Raw genomic sequence first — 12,426 nt, forward strand, 5'->3', positions numbered from 1 at the left:
GATCGTTCAGGAACAGTTGTAGGATTTTTTACCGGTGCAATTTAGAGGCGTCGAAGCTTAGCCCCGCGCTGGGCTTTTTCGTTAACGACCCCTGGATGCTATCGTCTGCCGATCTCACAAGGAGCGGAAACATGCGGATTTTGATTGCGGGGGTGGCGTTGGCGCTGCTGGCCGGTTGCTCGAGCGTTGCTGAAATAAGGACAACGCGAGCGGTGCTTAGCCTTTCCAGTTCCAAGCAGGCTAAGGCCGTTGCCGAATGCATTCGGGATGGCTGGCAGGCTACATCTATCGTGGGTGGGAGTGTTGGCGGCATCCTCCAGCAGTCTGGGGAGGGGGTCTCTGTCATCGCACCTAACAGTGAGTCGCCTTGGCATGTTGCAGATGTTTCACCCGCTGCGGGTGGGTCAACTGTTCGATATCACTTCTACAGAACTTGGCAGTCACCATCTAATCAAGTCACAAGGGTGGTGAGTGATTGCACTAAATAGCTCATGCCTGACACCGGCCGCCTAAGGGCGGCTTTTTTATGCGCGGAGAAAATATGTCTTGTCCTGTTGAGAAAATGCAAACCGTTCTGCTGTCTGGGTCCCTGGCCCGCCATTTCGGTCGTCGACACCGAATCATCACCAGCGGAGGCTTTCGTGATGTGGTTGGTTACTTCAAGCAGTTTCCCGGCTTCGAGCGCTGCATGGCTGAAAGCCAAAGCAAGGGGATTCGGTATGCCATTTTCAATGGCAGGGAAAATATTGGTGCGGATGATCTTGGGAAGCCAACCGGCAAGGACGTTATTCGTTTCGTTCCTGTGATTGCTGGATCAAAGCGAGCAGGGATGCTGCAGACAGTGATTGGCGTAGTGATTCTCGCCCTTGCCTGGTGGAACCCGCTGGGATGGTCTGCTGCTGCCGTTTCGTTTGCAGGTGCAACAGGGGCGTCTATGGCTTTGGGCGGCGTGGTCATGATGCTGAGCCCTCAAGCAAAAGGACTGGGCTCTCAAGACAATCCAAACAACCGGCCCAGCTACAGCTTCAATGGTGCCGTGAACACCAGCGTCCAGGGCAACCCTGTCCCGCTTCTCTACGGCCGCATGATCGTCGGCAGCGCGGTGATCAGCGCCGGGATCTACTCCGAAGACCAGATGTAAACCGTTGACGGCCCGGCCCAGTTCCGTTAGTTTTCAGCTACGTTGAAGAAGTTGTAAGCAGGGCGCCCTTAAGGCGCTTTTTTTGTGTCCGCTCGAAACCCAGGCCATCCAGCTTGGGTTTTTTTGTTTGCGCGACACCTTCGCAAACCTTGCACGTTCCAGAAAGACAGTCCGCTGCTGGTCGAGAGTAAAAACCCTCACAGTAGCCGGGACAGCAAATAGTCGGGAAGCCGACACCCTGAACCGGAAATGATCATCAGGTCATCCGGGCAGTGAAAAGCCTCGGACGCGCTCTGCGCACCGGGGCTTTTTTGTGCCCAAAGATCCCGAAAGGGATACCCGTGCAGGCTAGGCTCGCTACCGAAAAGGGACGGTTTTGCTCCGCCTACGCCCCCGCCTGCACCCCTTTCCAAGGCGGAAGGAGCAATCTATGAACAACGTCATTCCTTTCAATTACGAAGGTCAGGCCATTCGCTTCAACAGTGATGGCTGGATCAATGCCACTGACGTGGCTAAGCGCTTTGATAAGCGACCAGGTGACTGGCTGAAGCAAGACGAAACCAAGCAATACTTGGGAGTGTTGGCTGATGCGCTTAATTGTGATCCTGAGTCCCTTTTAGAAACTCGCCGTGGTCGGTATCACAGCGGCACCTGGCTACATCCCAAGCTGGCTGTCGTGTTTGCCCGCTGGCTGGACGTCAAGTTTTCCGTTTGGTGCGATTTGCATATTGACGCGCTGTTGCGCGGAGAGCTCAACGAGAAGCAGCATTTCGACCGGGCCTGCCGCCTATTGGATGATGCCAAGCAGGTTGCCAGCTTAAGTGGCCGGGAACTGGCCCTCTGGCGAAGCAAGAAGCCAGGCTTGGAGTACCAGGTCGAATACTGGCGCGATCAGCTCCAGTTGACCCTGGGGCTTGATGCCGCCTGATTGAACCAATCACCAACGCGCCCGCCATGAGCGGGCTTTTTTTCGCCTGAAGGAAAGCCATGAACAACCAGATCATCACCGGCGCCAAGGGCGGCGAGTCGAAGCCGCGGCCGTCTGTCGAGGCTCCCGACAGCCTGCAAAGCACCGCCTATGCCCGCATCCTCGACCTTGTCAGCGAGGGCGAGATCCAGGGCCTAGTCGCCGGTGAGCGTTCGGTCTACCTGGACGAAACCCCGCTGGCCAATGCCGACGGCACTCGTAACTTCAGTGGTGTCACTCTGGACGCCCGCACCGGCAGCCAGGATCAGCTGCATATCCCGGGCTTTCCGGCGGTCGAGAGCGAGATCGCCGTGGGTGTTGAGCTGAAGTATGGCCAGCCCTGGGTTCGCGCTGTGCAGAACATGCAGCTGTCGGCCGTGCGCGTGCGCTTGTCCACCCCGCGCCTGGCGCAGACCAACACCAGCAACGGCGACACCAACGGCTACACCGTGCAGTACAAGATCGAGGTTTCCACCGACGGCGGGCCCTATGTGCAGGTGCTCGCCTCGGCGTTCAGCGGTAAGACCTCGACGAAGTACGAGCGCTCCCACCGGGTTGACCTGCCGCCGGCGAGCAGCAACTGGCAGATTCGCGTCACCCGCCTGACGCCGAACAGCACCAGCAGCGTGATCGCCGACACCACCAACATCGACGCCATTACCGAAATCATCGACGCCAAGCTGCGCTATCCGGGTTCCGCTGTCGTCGGCCTGCAGTTCGACGCCTCGCAGTTCCAGTCGATCCCGACCCGGTCCTTCGACCTACGCGGCCGCATCATTCGGGTGCCGAGCAACTACGACCCGGAAAGTCGGTTGTACTCCGGCGTCTGGGATGGCTCGTTCAAGACGGCTTGGACCGACAACCCGGCCTGGATCTTCTACGACCTGCTGCTGCACTTCCGTTACGGCCTGGGCCATCTGTTGAATGAGGGCCAGGTCGACCGCTGGGAGCTGTACCGCATTGGTCAGTATTGCGATCAACCGGTGCCGGACGGGAAGGGCGGCATGGAGCCGCGGTTCACCTGCAATCTGTTCCTGCAGACTCGCTCCAACGCCCTGGACGTGCTGCAGGACCTGGCCACGACCTTTCGAGGCATGTCGTACTGGGCTGCCGGCTCGGTGATGGCCATTGCCGATATCCCGGAAGACCCGGTGTACACCTACTCGAACGCCAACGTGATCGACGGCAAGTTCGGTTACTTCGGCTCGGCCAAGAAGACCCGTTACACCGTGGCCCTGGTGAGCTGGAACGACCCGGCCGACTTCTACCGGCAGAAAGTCGAGTACGTCGACGACCAGGCCGGGATCACCCGCTACGGCATCCAGCAGACCGAGATCACAGCCACCGGCTGTACCTCCCAGGCCCAGGCGCAGCGCATCGGCAAGTGGGCGCTGCTCACCAACCGCCTGGAAACCGAAAGTGTGGGGTTCTCTGTAGGCCTGGATGGCACCCTGGCGCGCCCCGGGCAGATCATCCGCATCGCGGACAACGATCGTGCAGGGCGGCGCATTGGTGGGCGCCTGCGCTCGTCCACGCTCGACACTCTGATGCTCGATGCAGACGTCAAGGCGTACCCAGGCGATACGATCACCGTGATCATGCCTACCGGCACGGCGGTATCACGCAAGATCAAGTCGGTCGGATATCCCCTGACCTGGGACCAGAATGGGATCACCTGGGACAACGGCCGGATTACGTTCGACACCACCGGCTTTCCGTCCGACGTCCAGCAGGTAGTGCTGGCACAGAACCTGGATGATCTGCCGCCTCAGCACTCGATGTGGGCAATTGACTCGACGACCCTGGCCACCCAGCTGTTTCGCGTGATGTCAGTTGCTGAAGACTTCTCAGACTCGGAGATCAAGTTCACGATCAGCGCGGTACGCCACAACGCCAGTAAATACGGCGCAATCGACAACGGCACGCGCATCGAGCGGCCGCCGGTGACCGTGATCCCGCCGAGCGTCCAGCGTCCCCCGTCGAACGTGACGGTGAGCAATGACCACTTCGTCGACCAGGGCAGCGCGGTCAGTGTCATGACGATTGAGTGGGAGAAGCCCGAGGCTGCGATCGCCTACGAGGTCTACTGGCGCAAGAACGACGGTGACTGGATCTTTGCCGGCCGCACGGGGACCACGTCCATCGATGTGAGCGGGATCTACGCGGGCCGGTATGTTGCCAAGGTGCGGGCCATCAACTCGCTGGACATCGGGTCGGTGTTCGCGACCTCTGTCGAGACCGTGCTGAACGGCAAGACCACGCCGCCGCCGGTGCCGTCGTCCTTCACCGCAGAGTCGATTGTGTTCGGCATCAAGTTGGCCTGGGGCATTCCGGCCGGAGTCACCACCGCGGACCTGCAGCGAACCGAGATCTGGTACAGCGAAACAAGCCAGGTGGCGACGGCGACCAAGTTCGGCGACTACGCCTATCCGCAAACCGATCTGACGATCATGGGCCTGGCCGCCGGCGTGCGGTTCTTCTTCTGGGCCCGTCTGGTGGACCGTATCGGCAATGTGGGGGCGTTCTACGGGCCTGTGATGGGTCAGTCCTCCGCCGATGCAGGTGTGATCCTCGAGTACCTGAACGATCAGATCACCGAGACGCAGTTGAGCCAGCACCTGCTTGAAAAGATCGACTCGGGTGGCGGTGCGCAGGTTGAGATCGAGACCCTGAAAAGCGAGCTCGCGGCCATGTACTCGATCAAGACCCAGCTCACGGTCGACAACAAGCCATACCTAGCCGGCATTGGTGTTGGCGTGGAGAACAACGAAGGGATCATCACCAGCCAGGTGCTGATCGCCGCAAGCCGATTTGCAATTGTCGACCCGAACGCTGCGGAGATTTATTACCCGTTCGTTGTTCAAAACAATGCTGCCTACATCGACACCGCGTTCATCAAGAACGGCTCAATCGACATGCTCAAGATCGGCAGTAACTTGCAATCTGAGAACTATGTCGCTGATGTCTCAGGCTGGGCATTTCGACCCGATGGAACGTTCCAGATGATGGGAAATACCCCTGGAGGCGCAAGGCTCATGATCAACAACAAAGGGCTGTATGTGTTCCATCCGAATGGCGTTAAAGCCATCGACTTGAGCGTGGATGCGACATGACGGTCGGTCTGATTACGCGCGACGCAAACAACAACATCACAACCAACATGACCAAGAAGCTGAGCCAGGGGGCTGGCTCGGTCATCACCAATCGCAGCAATGGGTCGATCCCCATTTCGCTCCCGGCCGGCAGGTCGTACTTCTACGTGGTTCAGCCGTTGGAAGACTCTCAGCGGACTGCGGGCAAGAAACCCGGCGTAACGATCACGCAAAGCCGGATCGAGTGGGCATACGTGATACCAGGCGGGTTCGCGATGAACTGCGAAATTTTCTACGGGTACTACTGATGAATACCGCACTCATAGTTCGCGACGAGAGCGGCAATGTTCTCTATGACACCTCGAAGTCGATCTACGGCTTGATAAAGAGCGGGCCCGTCACTTATCACGGTAGGTGGCAAAGGTTTCAATCAGGTGGAGGGGGTAGCGTTTACTACGACAACATCTACAAGTTCGAAGTTGAAGGCGCGGTCAGCCCGCTTGTATTCGTCACTGGCGCAAGCAACAAGCCGTTTCAGTCAAAGGAGGGCAACAAGACCGTGTTCTACTTTGCCGGCCAGGTCGACGGCATCAAGGTTTACTGCTTTGACATCATGCGGCCAATCTTTACTGGGCCGGCGCTCAAGACGCGAAAGGATGACGGAGGGTTCACGTTCAACAGTCTGCAACGGCCACTAAACATCATTGGAACGTCGACTCCGCCGGGCCCTGTGACATTTCCCAACGGAATGCAAACGCCGTTTGCTGGCGGGGCTGTTGGGGTGCTCATACCGCAGCCAACAGGATCGACGCTTGGTGGCGTGCTGTGGGGGTATTACACGGTTAACCTCAATCCAAGCAGGACATATGCCGCGCATATTCCATGGGACCGCGGCTGCGGCTTTGTCAGCCAGCTCGGCAGCAGCACTGTCTTCAGGGGCGCCGTTCACGAGGGCTGCTACGGACAGCAAGGGTCAATTGTGCACTGCATGTGGAACTCGCCGGAGACCACATATGACGGCGTTCACAGCACGACCCCCCAAGGGTTCATGTCGTTGCTTTCAGATCGCATGCCTTCTTGCTCGTACATAGACACTGCTGAATACCCGTACCCGTTCAATCCGCAGTTATAGCTGCAACGTTCGAATGTGCCCGCCAAGTGCGGGCTTTTTATTGCCTGGAGAAAATACAATGCCGATCACCGAGCAGCATTTGCTGCAGATTCTCCCGAACGCCCGCCCAGTCGCGGGCGTTTTTGTTCCTGCGCTCAACCGCGCCATGGCCCGCTGGAAGATCGACAGCCGCGTGCGCCAAGCTGCCTTCCTGGCCCAGGTCGGCCATGAGTCTGGCCAGTTGCGCTGCCTGGTGGAGAACTTGAACTATCGCGCCGACCGAATTCGACAGATCGGCCAGGCTTCCGCCGCCGGCAGCCGTTGGCGATCCCTGGTGTCGCGAGCGGACGAGCTGGGCGGCAAGCCCGAGAAGTTTGCCAATGCGGTCTATGGCGGTCGCATGGGCAATGGTCCGGAGTCCTCCGGTGACGGCTGGCGCTTCCGTGGTCGCGGCCTGATCCAGCTCACTGGCCGCTCGAACTACCGCGCCGCCGCCGACGGCCTGGGGCTGCCCCTGGAGACGCAGCCCGAGCTTCTGGAGCAGCCAGAGCAAGCCGCTCAGTCCGCCGCCTGGTGGTGGGCCGCTCATGGCCTGAACGAAATGGCCGACGCCGGCCGCAACCAGGACATCGGCAGTGTCATCAACACCGGACAGCCTGGCCGGGTGCCAAATGGTGCCGTGGAACGGAAAGCACTCTACGACCTGGCTTTGAAGGTGCTGGCGTGAGCGCCTGGCTGTTACGTGGCAGCCTGCTGGTACTGGTACTTGCCTCTTACTGGGGGATCTATCAGCACGGACGGTCGATCGAGAGCGCAGAGTGGCAGGCGCGCTGGAATGCGCGTGACGCCGGCGATAAGCAGGCTTGGGCCATCGATGAGCGCGCAGAGCGCGACAAAGAACAGGATCGGCAGAACTCAATCAACAAGGCGGTACAGGATGGACAACGGAAAATCGATAGTGCAGTCGCTGATGCTGTTACCGCTCGCGCTGCTGCTGGGAGCCTGCAGCGGACAGTCGACGATCTCACCGAGCGCCTCAAGCGTACGGCCAGCAGCAATTCCTGCACTGCCGCCGCAAGCCAGGCAGCAACCCGCACAGCCTTGGTGCTTGCCGAGCTGTTCAAGCGCGCTGACGACCGAGCGGGCCAGCTGGCAGCAGATGCTGATCAAAACCGGAGCAGGGGAGTGACTTGTGAGCAGGCTTATGAGGGGTTAACGAGGTGAGTTGATGCCTTTAAAATTGGTTAAGGCGAGATCATCGTGCGAGGGAAAAATTGCTATAACTAAAAGCTGTGATCAGCATTCGATGAGGTAGAGCTCATGAAGAATATGACTTTGTCGGATTGGCAAAATCTGCTTGTTGAGCAGATCAGCCCCGAGATGTGTCTCGATGAGCGCTACTGTGATTTGATTTGCGCCGCTAACGAAATGTTGCGCCTCGGGCTCGTTGACCGCAGGGAGTGGCATGCTCAGATTCAGCAGGCCGGAGATTGGTTGGTTGCCGCAATTGAGCAGGAGCAGGCAGGGAAATGAAAGAGCCCGCCGAAGCGGGCTAAAGCCGGTAGGGGGGACTTTGGCCCGGCCAGAGAATTGTAGAACAATCTCATTTTAGGGCAAGCCGGAAGTGGATCGGGTATGAGCAGTGTTTGACTATGGCGGTTTTTACCTGTCAGCAGTCAGCCGTTGTTCACCGCATCGCCACCGGCGGGTTTGATCGTGGGCTCGATCAGTTCCGCGCCTTGATTCCTGACATTGCCGACGGCGGCGCTAACTTTGAACCACTCGAAGGCCTCGGCGGCCTCTCCCTGGTGTAGGGCCATCTGTTCGGCGCGCTCTTTGGGCGTTGCCGGGTCGAGCCATTCCCGGGCCAGGTCCGGCGCCAGGATCACCGGCCGACGGTCGTGAATGTCGACCATGCCGCCGGCGCTGTCGGCGGTGATGATCACAAAGCCGTCGTGCTCGCCCTGGTCCGGGGCTGGAAGCTGTCCGATAGATGCGCAGAGGATGGGAGAGCCGTCGCGGTGCCGGATCAGGTAGGGCTGCTTCTTCGGGCCGCCTTCGTCCACCCATTCAAACCAGTTGTCTATTGGGCATATGGCCCGGTGTGGCCAGATCTGGCGGAAGAACGGCCCGTGGGCGACTTTCTCGACGCGTGCATTGATCGGCGCGGCGCGGTCGGCGGCCCAATGTGGCCGCCAACCCCAGCGCACGGCGTCAGCGTGTAACGTGTCGTCGGCGACGTGGAAGAGGGCGAGCTGCATCGTCGGCGCCGCGTTGTAGCGTCCCAGGGTCTGATCACCGACGTTATTTATCAGGGCCCCGGGCATGCTCAGGGCTGCGACGAAGTCGTGGATGCCGCGGTATTGCGAGAGTCTTCCGCACATGGCTGTGTCCTCGGTTGCTCTCAGCGTAGCTTTCCACGTGCGCCGGCGGGTATCTGTCGGCGCAGATCCTCGTTCGCCCGGTCCTTGCTCCGAACACTCAGCTCAAGGTCGCTGACTTGCTTTCGCAACAATGCAGCTTCTCCGGCCTTTTCACGCAGGCGGGCCAGGGCCTCGTCGCGGTCCCTCTCGGTCTGCGCCTGCATGTTGATCAGCTTATAGATGTTTTCCCGGGCTGCGCGCAGCTGCAGGTTCAGCTCTGCAACTTCATTTTCCAGCAGCAGGATGTGCTGCTTGCAGGTTTCCAGGGGCGTGGGGATGTCCAGCCAGTCGTCGGCTGTGTCGGTGTCTTCGGTGTGCACGGTACTACCTCGAATCCAGTGCTGTATACACATACAGTAATCGAGGTTTTGGTGGGGGGCGACTCGTGCCGACGAACTGTATCTTTTTGGGGGAGTGATTTCTGGTGGCAGAACGCCGGGAAGGAGGGGGATACTGTCGGAATATCCAACGCTAAGTTGTTGATTCTTATGGGGGTGTATTGTTTGTTTTTTGATTGGCTCAAATTGATATTTTTTCCTTTTAAGTTATGAGCTTGTGTTTGCTTTGTGGTCACCTTGACATGGCGGGCGCCTAAGCGCCCGCCGTTGGTGCAGACTACTGCGCAGTGTTCTTCAGATAGTACGAAATGTCTTCAGCGAGCTGAGCAAAGCTGTCCACATCATTCTCAAATGTCTTGGCATCGTTTTCCCGGTATTCAGACAAGCCCAGGACAATTGCCTCTCGGAAATTGTCGAAGGCAATCGGGGTTCCCAATTTGTCGAATGCGGACTTGAGTGCCTTATGAAAGCGCTGCTCATCCAGATCGTGGCCCGTGTGCCAGGTTTCCGGTGCAAGCCAAGGTTTGAGTGAGTTCTTCAGTTGCTCGATATCCATTGCATCCCCCTTGATCCGTTCCGAAATGGTCGGCAGCGCAAAGGTGCCTGCAGGGGAACTCAATGGCAAGAACGAGATGGTTCAAAGTTTTCATATCGCGCGCAAAACCTCCCCTAGAGGCCGCGTATTTCCGTTTGCATAAGCACAAAAATGATGGTGTTTTGTCTGTGCGGGGCAAGTATATTTTCTTTTTAAAACAATGATTTATGAAGCTATAGGCCCAAGCATGGGGTGCTAGGGGTCGAGTGTTCGAATCACTCCGTCCCGACCATATTTTTCAATGACTTAGCCCAATCTTCACAGGTTGGGCTTTTTCATGTCTGGAGAATACTCCTACATTTCCTCCCATATAGTTTTTCTTCGAGTTGCTGGTATACAGCTCTCTAATTAGGCGGGGCGGCTTGCTGTATTTCCTGCTCTTACTTCTGGTGGCTGCTCCAGCAACCGAGAAAGTTGAGGGCCGACTCACTGGGAAAAACGGCCTCAAGGATTGGAAGATCGTTGTTTATCGTGATAGCCCTTTGCTCGAGGATTGAATCGCCCCGAGTTTTGTAGACGCTTCTATGCCTTAGCCCGAGTGCGATGGCTTTCAGATTTGTCAGGGCTTCGGATAACTTCCTGGTAACAAGATGTTGTGATCAATTTGCTGTACATCGGTGTATCCGCAAAGTGCCAGGGTCAGGTCCATTTCTTTTGCAATGATCTCCAATGCCTTGGTCACTCCTGCTTCGCCCATTGCTCCCAGTCCATAAAGATGGGCACGTCCGAGCATGACGCCTTGAGCCCCCAGAGCCAGTGACTTGATCACGTCCTGGCCACTACGAATGCCACTGTCGAACCAGACGTTAATCTGCCCGCCGACTGCTTGAGCGATGGCCGGCAGCATGTTGATGCTGGAAGGAGCGCCATCGAGTTGACGCCCGCCGTGGTTGCTAACTATCAGTGCATCTGCGCCACTGGCAACGGCCAGGTGTGCGTCCTCAACATCGAGAATGCCTTTCAGAATCAGTGTTCCGCCCCAGCGATCCTTGATCCACTTGATGTCGTCCCAGCACAGCGTTGGGTCGAACTGCTCGTAGGTCCAATCGGCCAACTGACGCAAGTCATCCACGCCGGCAACGTGTCCCATGATGTTACCGAAGTAGTGACGGCGAGTGCTCAGCATGCCTTTGATCCAGCGTGGTTTAGTCAGGATGTTCAAGAGGCTGGCGGGAGTGAGGCGTGGCGGGGTACTCAGTCCGTTTTTCAGGTCTTTATGCCGTTGACCGCTCAATTGCAGGTCCAGAGTTAACACCAGGGCATCGCAGCCTGCGGCTTTAGCCCGGTCAATCAGGCGGCCCACAAACTCACGATCGCGCATCACATAGAGTTGAAACCAGAAAGGTGCCGCGATTGCGTCGGCGACGTCTTCCAGTGAGCAAATGCTGACCGTTGAGAGTGTGTAGCGAATACCGGCCGCAGTCGCAGCACGCGCCGCAAGGATTTCACCATCCGCATGGATCATCCCAGCCAATCCGGTAGGTGCTATGGCCAGCGGCATAGCCATATCAATGCCCAGTCGATTAGCTTTAAGCGATCGATTTTCGAGATTTCTTGCAACGCGCTGGCGCAGTTTGAACTTTGCAAAATCGTCCTGGTTAGCGTGGTAGGTACTTTCGGTCCAAGAGCCTCCATCGACGTAGTCATAGAACATGCGTGGTACGCGCTGCTGCGCCATTTTGCGCAGGTCTTCGATGCAAGTAACGATAGGCAATTGGACTGCTCCCGAGTGATGTTCAGAGTCAGCCTAACCGCCTGATGCATCATCAGCAGGGAAAAAATTTCGCATCTCGCGAGCCGGTTTTTCCTTAGTGCGGATCACTCAAGTAACGCTGCCCGTGCTCCACGGCCTCATGGCATATCTGTGTCAACCAGTGACTGAAGGCTTGTGCGGCCTCTGATCGCTGATGCATGTGCAGTTGGTAGTGGTAGGAAGGAACACTACGAACATTGCCGACCGCGACCAGTCGCCCACTTTCCAGCCAATCACGAGCCAGCGAGGGGCGCGCGAGGACGACCCCCTGAGCGTTGGCCGCAGCCTCTAGCATCATCCCCAGATCCAGTAAGGACGGTCCCTGGCCTGGCTCGCTCAAGGCCAGGTGCGCTTGTTGAAACCAGGGTTGCCAGGGCTCTAGCGGTGAGCGCATCAGCGGCAAGCAGGCGAACTCCTGCGGTAGCTGTATGTCTGGGTAACGGCTTAGCAGTTCTGGTGCAGCCAAGGGCTGCAAGAGCTCGTCGAGTAGCCTGTGTTGAGGCTCCACGGTGGCGCTGTCTCCAGATACCTGGATGTCTCGCAGCGGTGCTTCTGTACCAGACATGGGAGCGCTTAGTTGAATTTCCAGATCGATGTCCGGGTAATGTTGGCTATGTTCTGCAAGGCGGGGGATGAGGATCTGACGGGCAAACGTGGGTGGACAACTGAGTGTCAGGCGCTGCCTGCGTTGTGCCGGGCGTTGATGCACCGGTATGGCGATCAGTTGAGTCAGTACGGGGGTGAGTTGTTCCAGGTACATTTGCCCCTGCGCCGTCAGCGTGAGGGTTCCGCCTTGACGATCAAACAACACCAAGCCAAGCAGTTGCTCAAGGCCCGCTATACGTTTTCGTAGTGCGCTTGCGGTCAGCGACAGGGCTTCGGCTGCACGCTCAAAACTCTTCAACTGCGCGGCAGTCTGAAAGGCCAGCAGTGCATCGAGAGAGGGGAGTCGATAGTCGTTGCAGCTCTTCATTCTTCACGGCCTCCTAACGACCAGAGCTCGAAC

13 protein-coding genes are annotated in these 12,426 nt (G+C 58.0%); 8 read left to right on the top strand and 5 right to left on the bottom strand.

Annotation, left to right across the window (positions count from 1 at the left end; translation table 11 throughout):
* Positions 1-541 precede the first annotated feature (541 nt).
* From LOY69_RS10735 to LOY69_RS10770, 8 genes are all read left to right on the top strand, one after another.
* Positions 542-1,141 (top strand): tail assembly protein, encoded by a 600-nt coding sequence (locus LOY69_RS10735; RefSeq protein WP_265074503.1) that lies wholly within the window; start codon positions 542-544, stop codon positions 1,139-1,141.
* Positions 1,142-1,571: 430 nt separating this feature from the next.
* Entirely contained in the window at positions 1,572-2,069 is a 498-nt protein-coding gene (locus LOY69_RS10740) for a KilA-N domain-containing protein (protein WP_265074504.1), read from the top strand.
* Between the two features lie 59 nt (positions 2,070-2,128).
* The gene (locus LOY69_RS10745) at positions 2,129-5,221 is read left to right on the top strand and encodes a host specificity protein J (RefSeq protein ID WP_265074505.1); all 3,093 of its coding nucleotides are present in this window, start codon (positions 2,129-2,131) and stop codon (positions 5,219-5,221) included.
* Positions 5,218-5,508 (top strand): hypothetical protein, encoded by a 291-nt coding sequence (locus LOY69_RS10750; RefSeq protein ID WP_102882440.1) that lies wholly within the window; start codon positions 5,218-5,220, stop codon positions 5,506-5,508. Before LOY69_RS10745 ends, LOY69_RS10750 begins: the two co-directional genes overlap by 4 nt.
* The gene (locus tag LOY69_RS10755; RefSeq protein ID WP_265074506.1) at positions 5,508-6,332 is read left to right on the top strand and encodes a hypothetical protein; all 825 of its coding nucleotides are present in this window, start codon (positions 5,508-5,510) and stop codon (positions 6,330-6,332) included. The genes LOY69_RS10750 and LOY69_RS10755 overlap by 1 nt, the downstream gene beginning before the upstream one ends.
* A 58-nt stretch (positions 6,333-6,390) precedes the next feature.
* Complete coding sequence (locus tag LOY69_RS10760; protein ID WP_265074507.1) at positions 6,391-7,038, top strand: glycoside hydrolase family 19 protein; 648 nt, start codon at positions 6,391-6,393, stop codon at positions 7,036-7,038.
* Positions 7,035-7,535, top strand: a complete 501-nt coding sequence (locus tag LOY69_RS10765; RefSeq protein ID WP_265074508.1) for a DUF2514 domain-containing protein — start codon at positions 7,035-7,037, stop codon at positions 7,533-7,535. Before LOY69_RS10760 ends, LOY69_RS10765 begins: the two co-directional genes overlap by 4 nt.
* Positions 7,536-7,631: 96 nt before the next feature.
* On the top strand, positions 7,632-7,844 hold the full coding sequence (locus tag LOY69_RS10770) for a hypothetical protein (RefSeq protein WP_265074509.1): 213 nt from the start codon (positions 7,632-7,634) through the stop codon (positions 7,842-7,844).
* Positions 7,845-7,987: 143 nt separating this feature from the next.
* Here LOY69_RS10770 and LOY69_RS10775 read toward each other — a convergent pair whose 3' ends face one another.
* The 5 genes from LOY69_RS10775 to LOY69_RS10795 all read right to left on the bottom strand — a co-directional run bounded on the left by LOY69_RS10775 (position 7,988) and on the right by LOY69_RS10795 (position 12,393).
* Positions 7,988-8,695, bottom strand: a complete 708-nt coding sequence (locus tag LOY69_RS10775; RefSeq protein WP_265074510.1) for an SOS response-associated peptidase family protein — start codon at positions 8,693-8,695, stop codon at positions 7,988-7,990.
* Positions 8,696-8,715: 20 nt separating this feature from the next.
* Positions 8,716-9,054, bottom strand: a complete 339-nt coding sequence (locus LOY69_RS10780; protein WP_265074511.1) for a hypothetical protein — start codon at positions 9,052-9,054, stop codon at positions 8,716-8,718.
* A gap of 295 nt (positions 9,055-9,349) precedes the next feature.
* Complete coding sequence (locus tag LOY69_RS10785) at positions 9,350-9,628, bottom strand: hypothetical protein (RefSeq protein ID WP_265074512.1); 279 nt, start codon at positions 9,626-9,628, stop codon at positions 9,350-9,352.
* A 598-nt stretch (positions 9,629-10,226) separates the two neighbouring features.
* Positions 10,227-11,381, bottom strand: a complete 1,155-nt coding sequence (locus LOY69_RS10790) for an alpha-hydroxy acid oxidase (protein ID WP_265074513.1) — start codon at positions 11,379-11,381, stop codon at positions 10,227-10,229.
* A 94-nt stretch (positions 11,382-11,475) separates the two neighbouring features.
* Positions 11,476-12,393 carry a LysR family transcriptional regulator gene (locus LOY69_RS10795; RefSeq protein ID WP_265074514.1) on the bottom strand — a complete coding sequence of 306 codons (918 nt, stop codon included), beginning with the start codon at positions 12,391-12,393 and terminating at the stop codon, positions 11,476-11,478.
* Between the last annotated feature and the right edge of the window lie 33 nt (positions 12,394-12,426).

It is taken from the genome of Pseudomonas sp. B21-059, assembly GCF_026016285.1.
Taxonomy (GTDB): Bacteria; Pseudomonadota; Gammaproteobacteria; order Pseudomonadales; family Pseudomonadaceae; genus Aquipseudomonas; species Aquipseudomonas danubii.

Bases quoted from the DNA above. Each gene is read 5' to 3' on its own strand.
- LOY69_RS10795 (WP_265074514.1), bottom strand. From the start codon at position 12,393: ATGAAGAGCTGCAACGACTATCGACTCCCCTCTCTCGATGCACTGCTG.
- LOY69_RS10740 (WP_265074504.1), top strand. From the start codon at position 1,572: ATGAACAACGTCATTCCTTTCAATTACGAAGGTCAGGCCATTCGCTTC.
- LOY69_RS10745 (WP_265074505.1), top strand. From the start codon at position 2,129: ATGAACAACCAGATCATCACCGGCGCCAAGGGCGGCGAGTCGAAGCCG.
- LOY69_RS10775 (WP_265074510.1), bottom strand. From the start codon at position 8,695: ATGTGCGGAAGACTCTCGCAATACCGCGGCATCCACGACTTCGTCGCA.
- LOY69_RS10770 (WP_265074509.1), top strand. From the start codon at position 7,632: ATGAAGAATATGACTTTGTCGGATTGGCAAAATCTGCTTGTTGAGCAG.
- LOY69_RS10735 (WP_265074503.1), top strand. From the start codon at position 542: ATGTCTTGTCCTGTTGAGAAAATGCAAACCGTTCTGCTGTCTGGGTCC.
- LOY69_RS10750 (WP_102882440.1), top strand. From the start codon at position 5,218: ATGACGGTCGGTCTGATTACGCGCGACGCAAACAACAACATCACAACC.
- LOY69_RS10785 (WP_265074512.1), bottom strand. From the start codon at position 9,628: ATGGATATCGAGCAACTGAAGAACTCACTCAAACCTTGGCTTGCACCG.
- LOY69_RS10755 (WP_265074506.1), top strand. From the start codon at position 5,508: ATGAATACCGCACTCATAGTTCGCGACGAGAGCGGCAATGTTCTCTAT.
- LOY69_RS10760 (WP_265074507.1), top strand. From the start codon at position 6,391: ATGCCGATCACCGAGCAGCATTTGCTGCAGATTCTCCCGAACGCCCGC.